The sequence below is a fragment of the Legionella oakridgensis ATCC 33761 = DSM 21215 genome, from assembly GCF_000512355.1.
GTDB classification, from domain to species: Bacteria; Pseudomonadota; Gammaproteobacteria; order Legionellales; family Legionellaceae; genus Legionella_A; species Legionella_A oakridgensis.
The window spans coordinates 2,449,356-2,467,081 of record NZ_CP004006.1; the positions used below are offsets into that span (position 1 = coordinate 2,449,356).

Below are 17,726 nucleotides of genomic sequence, written 5' to 3' on the forward strand. Positions count from 1 at the left end.
GATGCGGATGGCTTACCATCCTGATTTCGTTTAAACCATTTGATCATAGGTATACAAAATAAAGGAAATATGGAATTCTATCACTTTTTTCAGTGAGGTGTATCATGCGCATCGTCTTAATGTCGCTGTTAGCGCTGTTATCCTGTCAGACGTTCAGCCAAACCCAGCAATTTACCCTGGACAATGGCTTAAAAGTAGTGGTGAAAGAAGACCATCGTGCGCCCGTGGTTGTCTCTATGATTTGGTATAATGTTGGCTCTGCTGATGAAGTGGGTGGACGCACAGGGCTTTCGCATGCCCTTGAACATCTCATGTTTAAAGGAACAATAAAATATCCGGTGGGCGTTTTCTCCAAAACCATTGCTGCACTTGGCGGGCAAGAAAATGCGTTCACCAATACCGACTACACCGCATATTTTGAGAAAATTGCAGCCTCTAATTTAGCCACCAGTTTCGAATTAGAGGCGGATCGCATGCAAAATTTATTGCTGGATAAAGAAGAATTTGGAAGAGAAATTAAAGTCATTCAGGAAGAAAGACGCATGCGCACCGATGATAACCCCCAGGCACTTACGTTTGAGCGCTTTTTAGCAACCGCTCATCTGGCCTCTCCTTATCATCATCCTGTGATTGGGTGGATGAGCGATTTGGAACAGATGCGGGTCGAAGATGCAAAAGCCTGGTATGAACGTTATTACGCTCCCAATAATGCCACCTTGGTTGTCGTTGGTGATGTAAATCCTCAACAAGTTTATCAGCTTGCAAAAAAATATTTTGGCAAAATCAAACCACGGCCGCAACCTCTGCGAAAATTACAAGTTGAACCGCCCATGTTAGGTCAAAAAACAGTGCAAGTGCATGCCCCAGCACAAGTGCCAGTACTCATGCTTGGATATACGGTCCCTACCGTGAAAACTGTGGCAGCCGAACATGCCGCTGAGCCTTATGCCTTGGAAATTATAGCCGGTATTTTGGATGCGGGTGATAATGGACGTTTTAGTAAAAATTTAGTCCGCGGCAAACACATTGCCAGTACTGCAGATATATATTATAACCTCTACTCACGTTATCAAACTCAATTTGTACTATATGGAAGCCCTAACCAAGCTCACTCAGTAACGGATTTGAAAGAAGGATTTTTATCTGAAATAAAACGCCTTAAAAACGAAAAATTAGTGAAGAGGAATTACAACGGATTAAAACCCAAATCATCGCTCAAAAAATATTTGAACAAGATTCTATCTTTAGTCAGGCCATGGAACTGGGTTTACTGGAAACGATTGGGGTTGGCTGGCAAACCGCTGAGAAATACATAGAAAAAATCAATGCCATTACTGCCGAACAGATACAAGGAACAGCGCAGCATTATTTTAAAGAAGAATTTCTCACGGAAGCTGAATTGATCCCAACCAATCCGGGTGAAAAAGAAAAAACTAAACGTGCTAATCAATCACTGAAGGGACCACTATGAGATCCTTATTGGCTTTACTCTGCTCATTCTTTATTTTACCCCAAACTCTGGCTGCTAAATCATTTGAAGCACAATATTGGCTGACTTCTCATGGCACACGCGTGGTTTTCTATCAAGCCATGGAAGTCCCCATGCTTGACATCAGCATCGCTTTTGCAGCCGGCTCCGCTTATGATGGCGAACATTTCGGTTTAAGTGCGTTAACCACGGAGTTGCTGAACCAAGGAAATGCCGGTCTTGATGCCAATACGATTGCCGAGAAATTGGCAGAAACGGGCGCGCAGTATGAAGGAGAAAGCTCTCGAGATATGGCGGTATTAAATTTAAAAACACTAACCGATCCAAAATCACTCAACGCAGCCAGCGATATTTTTGCGCTGATTGTGAATCATCCTGATTTTCCATTGCAAGCCTTTGAACGTGAAAAAAATCAACAACTAATGGCCATCGCCCAAGCTCAAGAATCACCCGAAGAAATTGCAAATCAAACCTTTTTCAAAGCACTTTATGGTGACCATCCTTATGCACATCCTATTAATGGAACGCAAGACCGTGTAAAAGCTTTGACCATTGAGCAAGTACATCGTTTCTATCAGCAATTTTTTGTTAATCGTAACGCGGTTATTGTGATGGTTGGTGCTATCGATAAATCCACTGCGCAACAACTGGCAGAAAAATTAACAAAAGATTTACCCGAAGGCGAAGCAGCCGCAACGATTCCACGAGCGCATTCTCTGCCAGAAGAATTAAACATTGAAGTTCAATTCCCCTCCTCACAAAGCGTCATTCGCCTTGGGCAATTGGGAATTGAACATCATAATAAAAACTATTTCCCCCTGATGGTTGGTAATCACATCCTGGGAGGTGGAACATTGGTTTCGCAATTAGGTGACGAAGTACGGCAAAAAAGAGGATTAACCTACGGCATTTATAGTCAATTTATACCCATGCCGGCACTAGGTCCTTTTATCATCAGTTTATCTACGCAAAATAAACAGGCGGCAATGGCTATTGATGTCACACGGAAAACCTTAGAGGCTTATCTTAAAGCAGGACCCAGTGAAGAAGAATTAACGGCAGCAAAACAATATTTAATTGGCAGTTTTCCTTTATCACTAGCCAGTAACCGTAGTATCGCCAATATGCTGCTCAAAATAGCTTTTTATCATCTGCCAGAAAATTATCTCGATACCTACACGGCCCAGATAGAGAAAGTAACCACCACACAGATAAAAGAAGCATTTGCACAATTAATAACACCAAATAAGTTATTACAAGTAACCGTAGGCAACACGTGAAACAAGTCATTCGTATCATTGGTGGACGCTTCCGAGGAAAAAAACTGCGTTTTCCAGCCCTTGAAGGATTACGCCCCACGCCTGATCGGGTTCGGGAAACATTATTTAACTGGCTAATGCATGATATTCGTGGCTCCCGCTGCCTGGATGCCTTTGCAGGAAGCGGAGCCTTAGGACTTGAAGCATTTTCACGAGGTGCTTCTAAAGTGACCTTCGTAGAACAATCAGCCAAGGCTTATACCAACCTGAAGTCTCTCATCTTAGAGTTTGATCCCTCAAGCTTGAACGTTATCAAAGCAGACGCTCGGGAGTATCTTAGACAAACGGATGAAACATTCGACATCATATTTTTTGACCCACCCTTCGCTAAGAATTACATTCTTCATTGTCTGCCCATGTTGGAACAAACAGAAATACTTCCCGAAAATGGCTTGCTCTACCTCGAGGCAGCGCATGAGATTGTGTTGGATACCTCCATCTGGCAAACCATCCGCCTGAAGCGAGCAGGGCAAGTGGTTTATGCGCTGTATAGAAAAATCCGAACTGCATCATAAGGCGATATCCAATCACCCAAAAACATACTTATTTGAAAATACACACTATCTTCTTGACAAGCTGTCATGCTCCTGTTTCAATCAATGCTAATCTTATCGTTAATCAAATAACAAGATGAAAAATAAGCTTGTCATGCTTTTTTGGCATCCATATGGATCACAGGATGTGGAACCACAGCTATCTATAAGAAACCTCCTCATAACGATCCCAGCGACGATGCCACCATAAAATTGGCAGAAGCTGCAAATTCTGTTAGTGATTCCATGCTAGAAATGGCACGGGTAGAAAAAATTATTACCCCACCAACAAAAGATAATGTGTTGACCATTCCCAATGCTTACAACTTGCAGGCTCGTGCTTCCGTTGATTGGGCAGGCCCTATTGCAGAATTAACTGAACGTGTTGCTAAAGCTGCTCATTACCGTATAAGAGTATTGGGCAAAGAACCTGCGATTCCCGTTTTAATTAGTCTCAATGTAAAAGATGAAAGTCTGGCAGAAATTTTACGAGATATTGATTATCAAGCCGGAAAAAAAGCTTACATTCACGTATATCCTAACAGTCAGGTAATAGAATTGCGTTATGCCAAACTTTACTCATAGTATCCCTATTATATTAACCGCCTTACTCATAGGCTGTTCTTCTCCTGCAGGTCCAGTGGGTGACACCGGCTCACTCGCAGGATTACAGGCAATGGCTAATAATAATACGGCCAAAACAGCCGCCCGCACTGGTGGCAAAATTCGTGAAGTGGCTATCAGGGAAACGGCTTTGGGTTTAGGCGCGCAATCCGGGCTTGCTTGGAGGGCTAAATTTATTGACGAGCAGCTCGTTAAGGAAACACGCAATCTTGATGCAATATATGATTTTAATGCACTTGTTCTTCCCCATAATATTTTGCCCCCTGTTTTACTGGAAGGTCGTAATACGCTTAACCTGGCAGACACACAAACCATCCGTATTTCAGACAGAACTTATAAGGTCGCCAAGCAAGCTCGATTTATTACCACTCCTCCAAACTGGCGACAGTATTTATGGATGGACTATAAAAAGCCAGATTACCCTCATGTAACGCTTTTACCCAAAACAAAAGAAGAACGCGCCATATGGATGGAATGCGTTGAAAAAGGATGGAAACAAGGCATAGAACAAGCCAATATCATTCTCGAAGAAAATATTGCCCGCATTAAGGAAGATTTCAGAGGCATGATTTTGTATCGAAAATTATTGGCAATGAACATGGTTTCTCCTCCCTATGTTTCCCACACTGATTTAGGTATTACAGGCGATGGCGAAGAAATACATATTGATGACAGGGTCTTGCGCATCACGGCATTACCTGCTTTAAATACAAACAGCAAGGAATGGCGCGCTGCTGTAGCCAAGGATGAAGACGCTTTGGAACAATTCAGAAACATGGAAAAATTAGTAAAAGCGGCTAAAATAAAAATAACAAGTAAGGCTTGGCAACCAATCATCACCCCAATCAGCTGATGAACGAGAAGCGATAGAAACAATAACTGACACCGCTTGCTCCGTTGCATTTCAGCAACGCTATGCGGCATGCAAACTCAACCTGCGGTACTATCTACCTCCAGAAGCCTTATTCAACAATCAATAATCACCATTGAGGTATAAGCTTGAATATGAATAATGAGCATATAAATTTGATGCCAGACGAGCCCACGCGTTTTACCCCTGTTTTTATGGATAGAATGCTTGAGCACGCTGAACATCTTAATGCGTCTGATATAACGATTCAGACTGGTGAACCTATTTTTGCTGAAGTGTATGGAAGGCTGATTAAAATAACAAATCGTCGTCTTTCTAACACAGAGCTTGGTGATTTAATTAACGCCATTTATGGTCCAAACGCCACTACGCAATTGCTAGCGGGCCAGGATATTGATACGCATTATGAATTCCGTCCAAACCGAGGTGTACGTTATCGCTATCGGGTTAATGGTACAGCCTGTCTTGTAGAAGGACATGATGCCATCCAAATTACCCTGCGAACGATTCCTACGACACCTCCCAAATTAGAAACCATGAATTTACCAGGCCGTATTCTGGAAGCAATCGAACCACAAGAAGGCATTGTCTTCATTACGGGTGCGACTGGATCGGGTAAATCCACTCTATTAGCTTCAATTATTCGCAATCTTATTGAAAAAGAAGACTCCAACCGTAAGGTGCTCACTTATGAAGCCCCTATTGAATTTGTTTTTGACGAAATCGAAACGATTTCTTCGGTGGTTAGTCAATCAGAAATTCCACGCCATATACCCTCTTTTGCTGATGGCGTTCGCAATGCCTTGCGCCGTAAACCTCGTTTAATTATGGTTGGGGAGTGCCGTGATAGCGAGACCATTAGTGCCGCCTTGGAGGCAGCGCTGACCGGTCATCCCGTTTACACTACCTTACATACCTCTGGTGTGGCAGAAACCATGCGACGTCTAGTTACCTCGTTTACGGGCGAAGAACGTTTAGGAAGAACGATTGATATTTTAGAAACCATCCGTCTTTGCATTTGGCAAAAATTGGTCCCTACGGTGGATGGCAGACGTGTAGCATTACGTGAATATTTGGTTTTTGATGAAGAAACGCGTGATATTCTTTTGGAAAGTGATCCCAATGAAGTGACAAATACAACACGCAAACTAGTGCGACAACGCGGCCAATTGATGACTCAGGATGCCCAGGAAAAATTCAAGCAAGGCATTATTAATGAAAGAACTTACAAACTCATCATGGCGGGCACAAAAGACTATCAAAAATCGCTTGCCTCATAACAACGCCATCATCGTCTTTGCCACCGACAGATGGTTTGGCTATCCTTTAAAAACTTAAAACTCCCAGATCTTTTACAGTCTGGGAGTCATCACCGAATTTACTTAACAACCGGCGTAGAGCCTGATGAGCCTGTTGGAGGTGAAGATTTCTTACCACCCGGTGTAGCTTGAGCAGAGCCTCCCCCACCTTGGCCGAATTTTTTCTTAGCCCAACCCACTCCTTTGGTAGCATACCCTTGTAATTGTTTATCCATGGCAGCCTGAGCAGCTGACGTTTCTTTACCAGCCTCACCTATTTTTCCTTTCGTTTCTTCACCCCATTGGGCCGCTTCTTGTCCCATACCTTCGGGCTGCCCTCCAATCCAACGCAACACTTTATCTGGAAGATAGGCAATCAACGTAAATGCTTTTTGAACGATGGTTAGATACAGCATGGTATAAATTAAAATAGAGAAAAAGTAGGCGTAGACCCCGGCCCATCCGGTATACCCTCCCGAAATTGTCCCTGCAGAAGTTGATATACTACTGCCTGTGAAATTGGTAAACCCAGCACCTAGGGCAACCTGATCGGCAACGCTAGGATTATCGGCGAACGCCCCTGATCCTTGCAGAAAACCAATGGCATTCAAAAATCCTGCATTTAACACCCAGACTCCTACATAAGAAAGGGCAATCGCGGCAATGTAGCCAATAATCATCATGGAGGGCCTTAAAAAGACATTCATAAGAATCATGATGGCCTGCTCACCCTTACCAAACGCTTCATGTCCTTCCGGATGAGTAACGCCTAAAGCCACAATAGGGGCAGCCACCATGGCTTCGATGACGGCAATAAGCCAGGCGATTGAACCGAGGGTAAAGATGACGTAGGGTAGGATTGGGACATAATAGGCGGTTGTAAACCCAACCCCAACCATGATGAATGTCCAGGTTAATAACAATGGCAAAATCAGCGCAATCATGGCGAACAAGAACACACCAACAATAGGGATAGCGGCCATCATAATCAATTCTATCCACAGATTGCCGGCAAAATTGATGTAATAAGTACCCATATTAGCCAAAGCCACTACGGGGTTGATGCCAGGCACGGTAATAATTCTCACCCCGTTTTCAAAGATGGTTGCCATGGCTTTTAATGGCATTTGTATAAACCCCCATACAATTTGTTCAATGAAGGTTCCCAATAAAGCCATGAAAACGTTATAGATGGTGGCTAAAATATACCACAGCATGGTGCCAAGAAGATTACCGATGCAAACGAAGAAAAAGAAATGCCCGCCACCACAACTAAACGAAGGGTATGGCAATTGCAGTGCACTCAAATTTGCCGGAGGAATATCACCCAACGGTCCAAAATTTGGTCCACTCAAGCCTGGCTGCTGGTTCGGCGTTGTTACTATACTGGAATTGGTGGTAAAACCATACACCGTAGAATCATTAAAATTTGTGTCCTGTACATTAAGGCTTGAGAATGAATAATCGGCCGCAGAAACGGAATTTACTCCCTCCCCGCCTCCAGCAATCAGATAGGCAACCTGTGCGACATAGGATGGGTTATTATTAAATAATTCACACAACACAGGAGGGGTGCTGCCAGAACATTGTAATTGAGTCAGACCACTCAGAGGAAACGTGCAATTTTTTAACCCGCTGTCTTTGTCTACCAAACCAGAAGAATCAGACATGGCCGACACGTTTAATCGCACCAGATTAAAAAAGTAGCTGCCAGCCATAACCCAACCTTGCGAGGTTGCATTTTGGATAAAAGCGCGTGCATTTGCAGCAGTACCCGCATCTTTTGCCTGCTTTTGTAGCGTCAAGGTAGGCAACATAATCGTTTGATAATCAGAAACCGCTCCTAGAAATTCGGTGCCATTAAATAATGTTGCCGTTGCACTCCCTTTTACTGGCCCCCACATCGTACAATTGGTGGTATCCCTGTTTGCACATACATCACCCGTGGTGGTTTGTGGGACTCCATACTGTTGGATAGCAAGATTAGAATAATTTGACGTCGTAGAATTTTGTGACGATGATGCAGCAAATGTCGGATTATTATTGACCATTACTTGGGCAATCATGGCCAATTCCATATACATTTGCTGGATAGCAATGGCTCTGGACATTTTGGCCGTCGCCAAGTCCTGCTGAGCATTTGCAGAGTTTGCATTGCTGCCGCCGCCGCCAAGTACTTGTAAAACACTTGCATCTGAAACCGGATTCTGGGAATTAGCATCACTAAAAGAAAAAGCATTCCATTGTATTGTTCCGCAAGTACCATTCAACTGAGAATATAGAGGATCCGTAAAATTAGGCATCTCCAGCGTATAGCTGGATTGTGCTGGGTTTGCTGATTGTTTGGCAACCACGTTAACCGTACTGATAAAATCGGGAACGGGGTTACCACAAAAACTCTGCATGTTTGAAGACAAATCCTCACCATAGCAAGGCCCTGCATTATTGCTTTTCTGTTGCAGATACGCCGTGCGTTGATTTTCCAATTGTTTCTGCAGGCCCAGCATACAGACTTGACCAGCCAAAATCGTTTGTGCACCGCTTAAAATATCACTTCCGCCACTTGAATTACCCATATAGTTTTGCGCGGGATTGGGTTGGCTTATCACAATGGAACCACCGCCGTTTAAATAACCCAGCGCAGCATCCCACACTTTATCCGCAGCTCCCACCCCTTGTAAAACAATCCACATGACAAAAATTTGCATCAAACAATAACCGGAAGCTTTGGGTATCAGTAATGCCAAACCAAACGTTGTACGGATAGGAACCCACAATGAAGACCACTTTTGACCTAAAAACTGCCCTTCCTGAGCGGTGTTTAACGTCGACACCAACAAGGTGTACATGATCACAATACCGCCTAAAGCAAGTACCGCAGCATTGAGCACCGCAAACATGCTTCCCATGATTTGAGAACCTGTGCCATGCAGCACACCATCTACGACGCCAAAAATATTACCGAGGAATATAACCGAATAATCGCCTGGCGGGGGCGCAAATGATAACGACCCTTGACTCTGACTATCTGCAGCCAACACCAACGTTGGGAACAATGTAAAAAACAAACTAAGGGTAAACTTTTTCATGGTTTATCACCCATTATGCCTTGCCTAAACCATTCGTGCACGGAGCAACCTAATTTTCGTTCCTTAATCTGGAAATACCAAAAGTGATAGCGAAAGGCTAAAATCAGGGCAATAAATGTTACAATCAGGCTCAGCCAAAACGCTAACATATGACCCAGTACACACCGATAAATCGCATACGCTAAAAGGAGAATAGCAATAAAAATCATAAATAGACATAATCGAAACAATGCCTTTTGCTTTGCAAGAAGCTCGCCATCCGTCAAATTAAATTGGGCTTTAACCTCTTCGAATGATACTTTTGGAGCGCCACGTTGCGGTACAAACAGTCGCTTGAGTCCATTCCCAATATAAGCCGCCGCCCCTTTAACTCGGTCCCAGTCAGCCCAGCCTCGAATATTGAAAATACTTCTTACTATATTCCCTATTCGGGAACCAGATTGTCTTTTCATAAAACTTACTTTATTCCAATAGACTTTTACTTTTTATACTATATTATAATAGTTAATTGAAACACAACGTATTCATTCTTCTCTGTAAAAAGTAAAAAAAGAGTAAATATGCCTGATCTTAGTCATGAAGCCTCTGCCCAATATTGGCATGATTTTATTGATCCTATGATTTACCGGGTCGTTACCTTTATGGAAAGCGTGGAAGACTGGACCCTCGATGGAGAAACCAGACTTGAACAAGCCATCGCACAATTAGGCAAGGAATTGGATGATATCGAAACCATCGATATGAATGCTTTGGGCGAAGAAGATAAATTCATTCGGTTGGTTGGCAATATAAAGTCTGGACGCGGACTTCGACTATTACAAGCCATTGATACCGTTCATCCCGGCAGTGCCTCAAAAATCCTGATTTATGCAGAAGAAACCAGCACGTCAAGTTCTGATCCATCTGGTTTTTTCCTTAAACGCAACATTGTCTTTGAACGATTACGTTTATTATCGCGCGTTTTTTCCGAATACCGTCTTAAACTTGTTGCACGAGCTCTTGAAGGGGAAGAATAATGAAAATAATTGGCCGCTCGCTTTTCGCCTGTTTGCTGTCCATGAGCCTTTTCACCGCTGAGGCTGCGGATTATGAGCCCGCTCCTACGAGTGAAAATTACTCCCCTGAGTTATCTGATATGAACACAAGCTTACAAAGCATTCAGGTTTACCTTTATAATTTAGGGCAATATTTAGGGTTTTCTCTAGGAAATGCCCCACAAAACAATCCTATTGAATCAGCCGCACCTTTGCCCTTTTTAGACCTTTCCCAAACTCAAATTGCTAATCTCTACATCCCGGCCATCACCGCACTAACCAATATTATGAGTCTTACCATTTTTAAAAATTACGGTTCAACCACAACTACAGGCGGAAACATATCGGTCAGTAGCTTGATTGACCAACAGCCGTACCAATCTGATCCGGGCAGTCAATCAGTATTGAATACGCTGACAACACCAGACTATTCTTACTGTCTAGGAAGTCAAACCGCAACAACATTTAAAGCCGATCCTTTGACAACGTGCACGAATGCCGGGCAACAGCTAACCAACTTAAAAGTTGTGAATGATGTCATTGGCTCACTTCCTAATCCCACGACTTTTTTCACCAGTGGAGGGATTACCGGTTCAGACAACAGTAATCTGCTTCAGCAACTGAGCAGCAACTCTCTCCTAACGCCGCTTAGTTATTCTACCGAAAGCCAGGCAGCCTCAGGAACAAGCTCATCTGCAGGCAGTGACACCTCAAGCCAAGATGTACTGACCGCCAATAGTGAAGCTCAAATTGCTGAAAATTTCATCCGCTATGTCAGCGGAGGCACAGTGCCGATTGATTTAGCAACCTGGACACAATATGGTAATTTATATACAGCAGCCACTGGCACAACAACCGATCTCTCCACACAACAGGCGAAGTATACACTGATACAATATCTTTCTTCCTTGCGCACCTATGCCGCTCAAACTTCCGTGGGTATTAATAATCTTTACTATATTCTGTCGAAAAGGATGAAAAGCGAGTCAGCGCAAACAAGTGAGGCATTAAATGAATACAATATGGCAACCTGGCGATTGGCAAACATCAGCAATGCTGCCAGTGGCCAGGGTGGTAACAATCAACAATCTCAGCAGCAACAACAATGGCAACAACAAATACAAAGCGCTCCTCCTGAGACAGTACAAAAAGAAATTGCCCTTTTGCTTGCAGAAATCAATTATCAATTATATTTAAGTCGACAACAGCAAGAACGTATTTTACTGACCAACAGCATTTTAGTCATTCAAAGTGCTCGTTCAGTTAAGCCCAGTCTGCTGGGTGCTGATCAAGACCTAGGTCAAGGTCAAAGTCAAACACAATAATCTGAAAACGGAGCAGAATCCTATACTCACAGCAATTGAGATTTCGGCTAGGCGCAAATGAATGAGTCGAGCGAGTGTACAAGCAGCACATGACTGATGACGAACACGTTTGCAACAACGCCAAAAACTCAAGTGCGAAGAGTATATATGATCCTGCTCTTTTTTATTGATAACCCAAACCTGAGAGCACTGAATCCAAACGCTCCTTGACCACGCCAACAGGAATGAGGCTCATGGTTTCCGCTCCATGGGCATGAGTGCCCCAACGATTACTGCTGGCCGTTTTTTGCAGGACGGTTTTTACTGCTTCCGGATAATAATCCACCGCTAAATGGCGGTATAAGTAAGGTCCGGAAACGTCAGCGCTGGTCACGGCATGTAAAGCAATCACCGGTGTTCCCACCGCAGTCGCCATGTGAGAAGGCCCAGTATCAGGACATAATACAAGATCTGCTTGCTGCAACAGTGCGAGCAATTGTTTGGGCTTCGTTTTGCCAACCAAGTCAATGACAGACACGTTTTGTATGATTGCATCGGCCAATAAACGGTCATATTCTCCTGGACCGCCTGTCAATACCACTTGCGCACGCCAGCGAGATTGTACGTGCCGAATGATTTGAATATAGTGTTCAATCAACCAACTGCGCTCCGGTTTGCTTGCTGCCGGGTTAATCAGCATCACAGGCCCTTTAGCTTGTGGAAGATGCTTTCGAGCCCAGTCATGATCAGAGGCAGAAATTGGCAAATCCCAACGAATTTCTTTCTTTTGCGCACCTAGCGCTTCAGCAAATTTTAGAAACCCCTCAAGCGTATGGTCATTACCAGGCGTTATCTTTTCTCCAACAAACCAATGATGCCCATCTTTAGCACGTAATACATCATAACCAATTTTTCGCGAAGCCCGAATAAAGGGGTACAAAAAATTAGCACGAAAACTCGCTTGAGTAGCTAATAACACATCAAAGTGCCGAGAGCGCATTTGCTTATTAAAACGCCAATAATCTGCAACATTACTGGGCTTAGGTATTACAATAAACTCCACACCATCCAATCCCTCTACCAAATCATAAGCAGGCCGGGAAATTATCCAGGTTAATGACACATCGGGAATATTGGCTTGCAGCGTCCTTATCAGCGGCACAAGCATTAAGACATCTCCCAAAGCAGAAAGTCGTACAATGCATATAGATTTAATCATTTTTATGGTTGCAGTTAGGGCAAGTTTATTAAAAAATTCCGTAGCCTGGCAAAAAACATGTATTCGCGGTGCGCTAGATTATTGTTCAGATTAATCACGTTTCAAAACAAAACGAGCCCCACAGTAAGGACACACTTCAACACCCGTTTCTTCGATAGGTAGATAAACTTTTGGATGTGCATTCCACAACTCCATTTCATCCGTAGGGCAGCTTAAAGGCAACTCTTTAGGGGATACCATATAATTTCGCTCAGCACAGGCTGGCTGTTTTTGATTCTGAGACATCATTGACTCCTAACAGTTTCATTAAAGTTTCTAGTGCCCTTTTCCATTTAATTTTGACTGGTTGTCTGTCATTCCCACGAAGGCAGGAAACCATGTTGAATAAGGCTCTGTGCTCCGCTCAGAATGGATCCCGCCTTCGCGGGGATGACAAAAAACAAACCATTTGTACCACTCAACCTGTCCACATTGGAAAAATGTACTAGAGTATGTAAACAGATCCTAATTATTATCCAGTATTTTGCCGATTATGGCCATCATTTCTCCAGCAAGAGCAGGAGGATCTTCTGCAGAAAAAATAAAGCCATCTGGCCAATGGCGCAACCAGGTTAACTGCCGTTTAGCCAGTTGTCTGGTTGCGGCGATCCCCTTGCTTTTTAATTGTGAATAATCATATTCGCCTTGCAAAAAAGAAAGCACCTGACGGTATCCTACACTTCTCATGGAAGGATAAGATGCGGTTAAATTCCATTGTTGTATAAGGAAATTTACTTCATCAATCAATCCCTCAGACAACATTTGTTCAAACCGCAAGGCAATGCGTTGATGCAACCATTGGCGTTGCTTAGGCATTAAAAGCAAATTAATAAATCGAAAAGGGCGAACAGCATTTGTCTCGGCTAAAAAAAATTCCGACAATGGCTTTCCTGTCAATTGATAGACCTCTAAAGCACGTTGTATACGCTGAGAATCATTAGGATGAATTCTTGCCGCAGCATCGGGATCAGCCTTTGCCAATTGCCCATGCAAGGAAAGCCATCCTTGCTCTTCCGCCTGTTGTAAAATTTGTTTGCGAATTTGCCCATCCGCTTGCGGCAAGGTAGACAAACCCTGCTGTAGCGCACGAAAATACATCATTGTGCCGCCAACCAGTAGCGGAATATTCCCTCGTTTATGGATCATTTTGCATAGTTTATGCACATCCTCACAAAACTGCGCGGCAGAATAATGTTCTGGTGGATCTAAAATATCAATTAAATGATGCGGAGCCTCAATGAGCATTTGAGCATTTGGTTTGGCAGTACCTATATCCATGCCACGATAAATCATCGCGGAATCAACGCTAATGATTTCAAAGGGAAATTTCTGCACCAATTCGTAGGCCACCGCTGTTTTACCTGATGCCGTAGGCCCCATTAAACAAACCACTAATTCAACCATTCAAGATATCCCGACAGAGCTCAAGACCCAGAGGACGATACCATGATTCTGACGTGCCAGACGGTGACATCAACTGCAAAAAATAATCCGTCAGTTCATTCTGCTCCTCATCATTTAATTGTCTAGCGTCAAATGATTGACAATCCAGCAATAAATCTAATTGTTCGGATTGTCCAGAAAATTTTTCTGTACTTAACCGCTCCAATAATCGCTGAATATTTAATTGCGGCATTATCTTAGGCACACTGCGAATAATAATTGTTGTTTCGCCAATAAAATCAAATTGAATCCCAAAATGTTCCCACCCTCGACGATTGTGCTCAATGATTGGATGATGATGTATATTGATGGTATAACAGACTGGTACCAGGAGTGGCCGTTCTGCCAATGGAAATGGTTCCTGCGTCAAGAGAAAAGCCAACTGATGCCGTTGCAGTCGTTGAATATCCACAAGAAAGGGTTCTTCTTTTATAAACAACAAAGCAAAGCTTGCATTTAAGACCACCCAAGATGATGCGGCAGCACACTGAGAAGTTGCGTTCATCCCTGGGTATTGTGGGACGCTGGCTTCGCGAATCTGCATGGAGGGTTCAGCATTTGTCTTTGGCACAAAAGACTTAACTGTTTTTTTTGAAGGTAACGACAAGCCTTGGGTTAATGTTGAAACAACCAAATCATGCACCCATCTTGGTTGTCGAAAACGAACCTCATGTTTGGTGGGATGAACGTTCACATCCACTTCCTGCGGAACAACGGACAGATACAATAAACAAACAGGATAGCGACCAGGATGTAATAAGCCATCATAAGCCTGTTTGATGGCATGATTTATCAATTTATCTTTCACCATCCGCCGATTAATATATACCCATTGTTTATCGTTTTGGCTACGCTGATAAGAAGGACTACCAATCCATCCATATAAGTGCATATCAGCATGAGCAGCATCCAAGAAAATCGCTTGCTCCATGAATGCCTTCCCCAATAACTTTCTGATGCGCAGTTGTTCTGTTCTTTGACAAAACGCAGAAGGCAATACCAGCATTGGTTTACCATTATGACTTAATGTGAGAGACATGGCGGGCACACTCATGGCAAAGCGTCGAACCACTGAATCAATGGCCTGGTATTCTATGTGTTCAGATTTAAGAAATTTTCTTCTGACAGGCGCGTTATAAAAAAGGTCTTGCACGTCTACGGTTGTGCCTTGTTGTCTCGCACATGGCGACAGACGATGGTTCATGCCATGGAGAGACAAAAGCATGGCATGTTCCTGATGTGCCGGCCTGGAACTTATAGATAACTTGGATACAGAGGCAATACTTGCCAATGCTTCGCCCCGAAATCCCATACTGGAAATGGCATATAAGTCATTTAGAACCGTTATCTTACTCGTTGCATGGGCAGTAACGGCCAAAAGCAAATCATCCGCAACAATGCCAAAACCATTATCACTAACCTTAATACGATTTAAACCTCCAGCCTCAATTTCAATATGAATGGCATTTGCACCAGCATCTACGGAATTTTCAAGCAATTCTTTAACAACGGAGGCCGGCCGCTCTATCACTTCGCCAGCAGCAATTTGATTAGCAACCTCGGGCGGTAATTGATGAATTCTCATGACCATGATTTGGGTATGCCAAGCGTTTGCCCTGGATGCAAATGTTCCGTTGATAGCCGATTAAAATTTTTAAGTGCTGCGGCGGTCGTATGATATTGTTTGGCAATCACAGGCAACGTCTCACCTTTTTTTACAAGATGTCTACCAGCACTGGATAATGCTTCTATCCTTGAGCCATAGGGAGGATGGGCGAAGAAATAACGCTTAATGCCTTGAAATATCGCCTGGGTCAAACGAGCCTGATACGCTGAACTTGTGAGATTTTTTTCTTCATGAGGGTTAGAAATAAACCCGGTTTCAATTAAAATGGAAGGAATGTCCGGTGATTTTAAAACCACAAACCGCGCTTGTTCAACTTTTTCATGGTGAAGATTCGTTATTTTATCCAAGTGTTGCAAAACAGTGCTTCCTATTTGCAGGCTGGCGCTAATCGTGGCCGTTTGTGACAAATCAATCAACACTGTACGTACCAAATTATTTTTATCATCAAGCTCTGAAAGATTAACCCCACCTAACTCTGAATAGTTTTCCTTTTCTGCCAGCCATCTTGCGGCCTCGCTGGTAGCCCCTGTTTGTGATAGCGCAAATACAGAAACGCCATTAGAATGCTGATTGATGAAGGCATCGGCATGAATAGACACAAACACGTCAGCATTATACTTTCTAGCGATGTGCAATCGTTCGCGTAAACCAACATAATAATCGCTGGTACGGGTTAAAACTGCCCGCATACCAGGCTCTTTATTAATAATTTCTTTCAACTTAAGTGCAATGGATAAGACAACATCTTTCTCAACGTGCCGGTTTGGTCCAATGGCGCCTGGATCTTTACCCCCATGGCCAGGATCAAGAACAATAATAACATCGCGAAGCGACCTGGGGGGAGTATGGCGTGTTTTAACTGGCAATTTAGCGGTATACGCTTTGACCACTGCAGGATTAGCCACTGGTGTGTTGGCTCTCGCACCGTGAACTCCAGTATTCTTTTCCAAAAGCTCCAATTGCAATAAACCTGCTGATTGAGTTTTATTAATTTGAATAGAATGGTTCACATCAAAGACAATTCGCAACGTTTGCGTATCGGGATGGCCGCTGCGTACATGGGAAATTAATGGATGATTTTTCGCCAATGTCTGCAAATTAATCGTTGTTGCAGTCTGGGCAAAGTCAATGACCACTCGAGAAGGATTCTCCAGAGTAAACAATTTATAAGAAAACGATCCCTGCAAAGAAAAGACTACCGATGTTTTATCTTTTTGATCCTTAATGGCAATAGACGTTAACGTTGCGGCAAACATCGTATTGCAACAACAAAACAGCAATATCGTTCTAATTAGTCGTGTACGCATCATTCACCGGCAAGAGTCGTCAATATATTGAACCCGACAGCACTGTATGCAGTTGCATTCAGTGTACGTCCTTCATCGCTCATCGACAATAAAAATCCAACATCAATCTGTTCAAGGTAACAAACAGCTCGTTCAGGCCATTCAATAAGGCATATGGTATTATCCGAAAAATAATCTCGAAAACCAAGATAATCCAGCTCAGCCTCGTCTTGAATACGATACAGGTCAAAATGATGAATGTGCAGATCGGACATTTGATAACTTTCAATGAGGGAAAAAGTAGGACTTTTAATGGCTGAGTAGATTCCTAATGCTCTTAGCAGTGCACGAATTAACGTGGTTTTTCCCGCGCCAATCTCGCCACTGAATGTAAGTATTAATGGAGCCCGAAGACAAGCTGCTAAGCGCGTTGCGATTTGTTCGCTTTCATATTCATTGGGTAAATTAATTATAAGATTCATATTTTTTACAGATTATACTGCTGCTTATTCAAATCAGAACTCGAACAAATCAGGTGCGTTTATGTGTTC

General features: G+C 43.2%; 15 protein-coding genes and 1 pseudogene. 8 read left to right on the top strand and 8 right to left on the bottom strand.

The features are described from left to right. Nucleotides 1-104: 104 nt before the first annotated feature. The 6 genes and pseudogenes from LOA_RS11900 (at nt 105) to dotB (ending at nt 6,116) form a co-directional block, all read left to right on the top strand. A pseudogene (locus LOA_RS11900) lies at nt 105-1,471 on the top strand (M16 family metallopeptidase). After that, complete coding sequence (locus LOA_RS11905; RefSeq protein ID WP_025386527.1) at nt 1,468-2,769, top strand: M16 family metallopeptidase; 1,302 nt, start codon at nt 1,468-1,470, stop codon at nt 2,767-2,769. The pseudogene LOA_RS11900 and the gene LOA_RS11905 overlap by 4 nt, the downstream one beginning before the upstream one ends. Beyond that, nucleotides 2,766-3,323 (top strand): 16S rRNA (guanine(966)-N(2))-methyltransferase RsmD, encoded by a 558-nt coding sequence (rsmD, locus tag LOA_RS11910; RefSeq protein ID WP_025386528.1) that lies wholly within the window; start codon nt 2,766-2,768, stop codon nt 3,321-3,323. Before LOA_RS11905 ends, rsmD begins: the two co-directional genes overlap by 4 nt. A gap of 141 nt (nt 3,324-3,464) precedes the next feature. After that, complete coding sequence (dotD, locus tag LOA_RS11915; protein ID WP_025386529.1) at nt 3,465-3,926, top strand: type IVB secretion system lipoprotein DotD; 462 nt, start codon at nt 3,465-3,467, stop codon at nt 3,924-3,926. Beyond that, nucleotides 3,907-4,818: a type IV secretion system DotC family protein gene (locus LOA_RS11920; protein ID WP_025386530.1), complete on the top strand. Its 912-nt coding sequence runs from the start codon at nt 3,907-3,909 to the stop codon at nt 4,816-4,818. The genes dotD and LOA_RS11920 overlap by 20 nt, the downstream gene beginning before the upstream one ends. 152 nt (nt 4,819-4,970) lie before the next feature. After that, nucleotides 4,971-6,116 (top strand): Dot/Icm type IV secretion system ATPase DotB, encoded by a 1,146-nt coding sequence (gene dotB / locus LOA_RS11925; protein ID WP_025386531.1) that lies wholly within the window; start codon nt 4,971-4,973, stop codon nt 6,114-6,116. Between the two features lie 98 nt (nt 6,117-6,214). On the opposite strand, the gene dotA is transcribed toward dotB, so the two are convergent. Both dotA and icmV read right to left on the bottom strand, forming a co-directional pair. Then, nucleotides 6,215-9,223 carry a type IVB secretion system protein DotA gene (dotA, locus tag LOA_RS11930; protein WP_025386532.1) on the bottom strand — a complete coding sequence of 1,003 codons (3,009 nt, stop codon included), beginning with the start codon at nt 9,221-9,223 and terminating at the stop codon, nt 6,215-6,217. Beyond that, nucleotides 9,220-9,675 (bottom strand): type IVB secretion system protein IcmV, encoded by a 456-nt coding sequence (icmV, locus tag LOA_RS11935; RefSeq protein ID WP_025386533.1) that lies wholly within the window; start codon nt 9,673-9,675, stop codon nt 9,220-9,222. The genes dotA and icmV overlap by 4 nt, the downstream gene beginning before the upstream one ends. Nucleotides 9,676-9,783: 108 nt before the next feature. Between icmV and icmW the strand changes: the two genes are divergently transcribed. Further along, on the top strand, nt 9,784-10,239 hold the full coding sequence (icmW, locus tag LOA_RS11940; RefSeq protein ID WP_025386534.1) for a type IVB secretion system protein IcmW: 456 nt from the start codon (nt 9,784-9,786) through the stop codon (nt 10,237-10,239). Beyond that, nucleotides 10,239-11,582, top strand: a complete 1,344-nt coding sequence (locus LOA_RS11945; protein ID WP_025386535.1) for a hypothetical protein — start codon at nt 10,239-10,241, stop codon at nt 11,580-11,582. Before icmW ends, LOA_RS11945 begins: the two co-directional genes overlap by 1 nt. Before the next feature lie 163 nt (nt 11,583-11,745). Here the strand turns inward: LOA_RS11945 and LOA_RS11950 are convergent, their stop codons facing one another. The 6 genes from LOA_RS11950 to tsaE all read right to left on the bottom strand — a co-directional run bounded on the left by LOA_RS11950 (nt 11,746) and on the right by tsaE (nt 17,657). Then, complete coding sequence (locus LOA_RS11950; RefSeq protein WP_025386536.1) at nt 11,746-12,780, bottom strand: glycosyltransferase family 9 protein; 1,035 nt, start codon at nt 12,778-12,780, stop codon at nt 11,746-11,748. A gap of 90 nt (nt 12,781-12,870) precedes the next feature. Then, nucleotides 12,871-13,065, bottom strand: coding sequence for a zinc-finger domain-containing protein (locus LOA_RS11955; RefSeq protein WP_025386537.1), 195 nt, complete (start codon nt 13,063-13,065; stop codon nt 12,871-12,873). Nucleotides 13,066-13,284: 219 nt separating this feature from the next. After that, a complete protein-coding gene (miaA, locus tag LOA_RS11960) occupies nt 13,285-14,223 on the bottom strand; it encodes a tRNA (adenosine(37)-N6)-dimethylallyltransferase MiaA (RefSeq protein WP_025386538.1) in 939 nt (312 codons plus the stop codon). Further along, entirely contained in the window at nt 14,216-15,847 is a 1,632-nt protein-coding gene (mutL, locus tag LOA_RS11965) for a DNA mismatch repair endonuclease MutL (RefSeq protein ID WP_238551255.1), read from the bottom strand. Before mutL ends, miaA begins: the two co-directional genes overlap by 8 nt. Next, nucleotides 15,844-17,196, bottom strand: a complete 1,353-nt coding sequence (locus LOA_RS11970) for an N-acetylmuramoyl-L-alanine amidase (RefSeq protein WP_025386540.1) — start codon at nt 17,194-17,196, stop codon at nt 15,844-15,846. Before LOA_RS11970 ends, mutL begins: the two co-directional genes overlap by 4 nt. After that, complete coding sequence (tsaE, locus tag LOA_RS11975; RefSeq protein ID WP_025386541.1) at nt 17,196-17,657, bottom strand: tRNA (adenosine(37)-N6)-threonylcarbamoyltransferase complex ATPase subunit type 1 TsaE; 462 nt, start codon at nt 17,655-17,657, stop codon at nt 17,196-17,198. Before tsaE ends, LOA_RS11970 begins: the two co-directional genes overlap by 1 nt. Between the last annotated feature and the right edge of the window lie 69 nt (nt 17,658-17,726).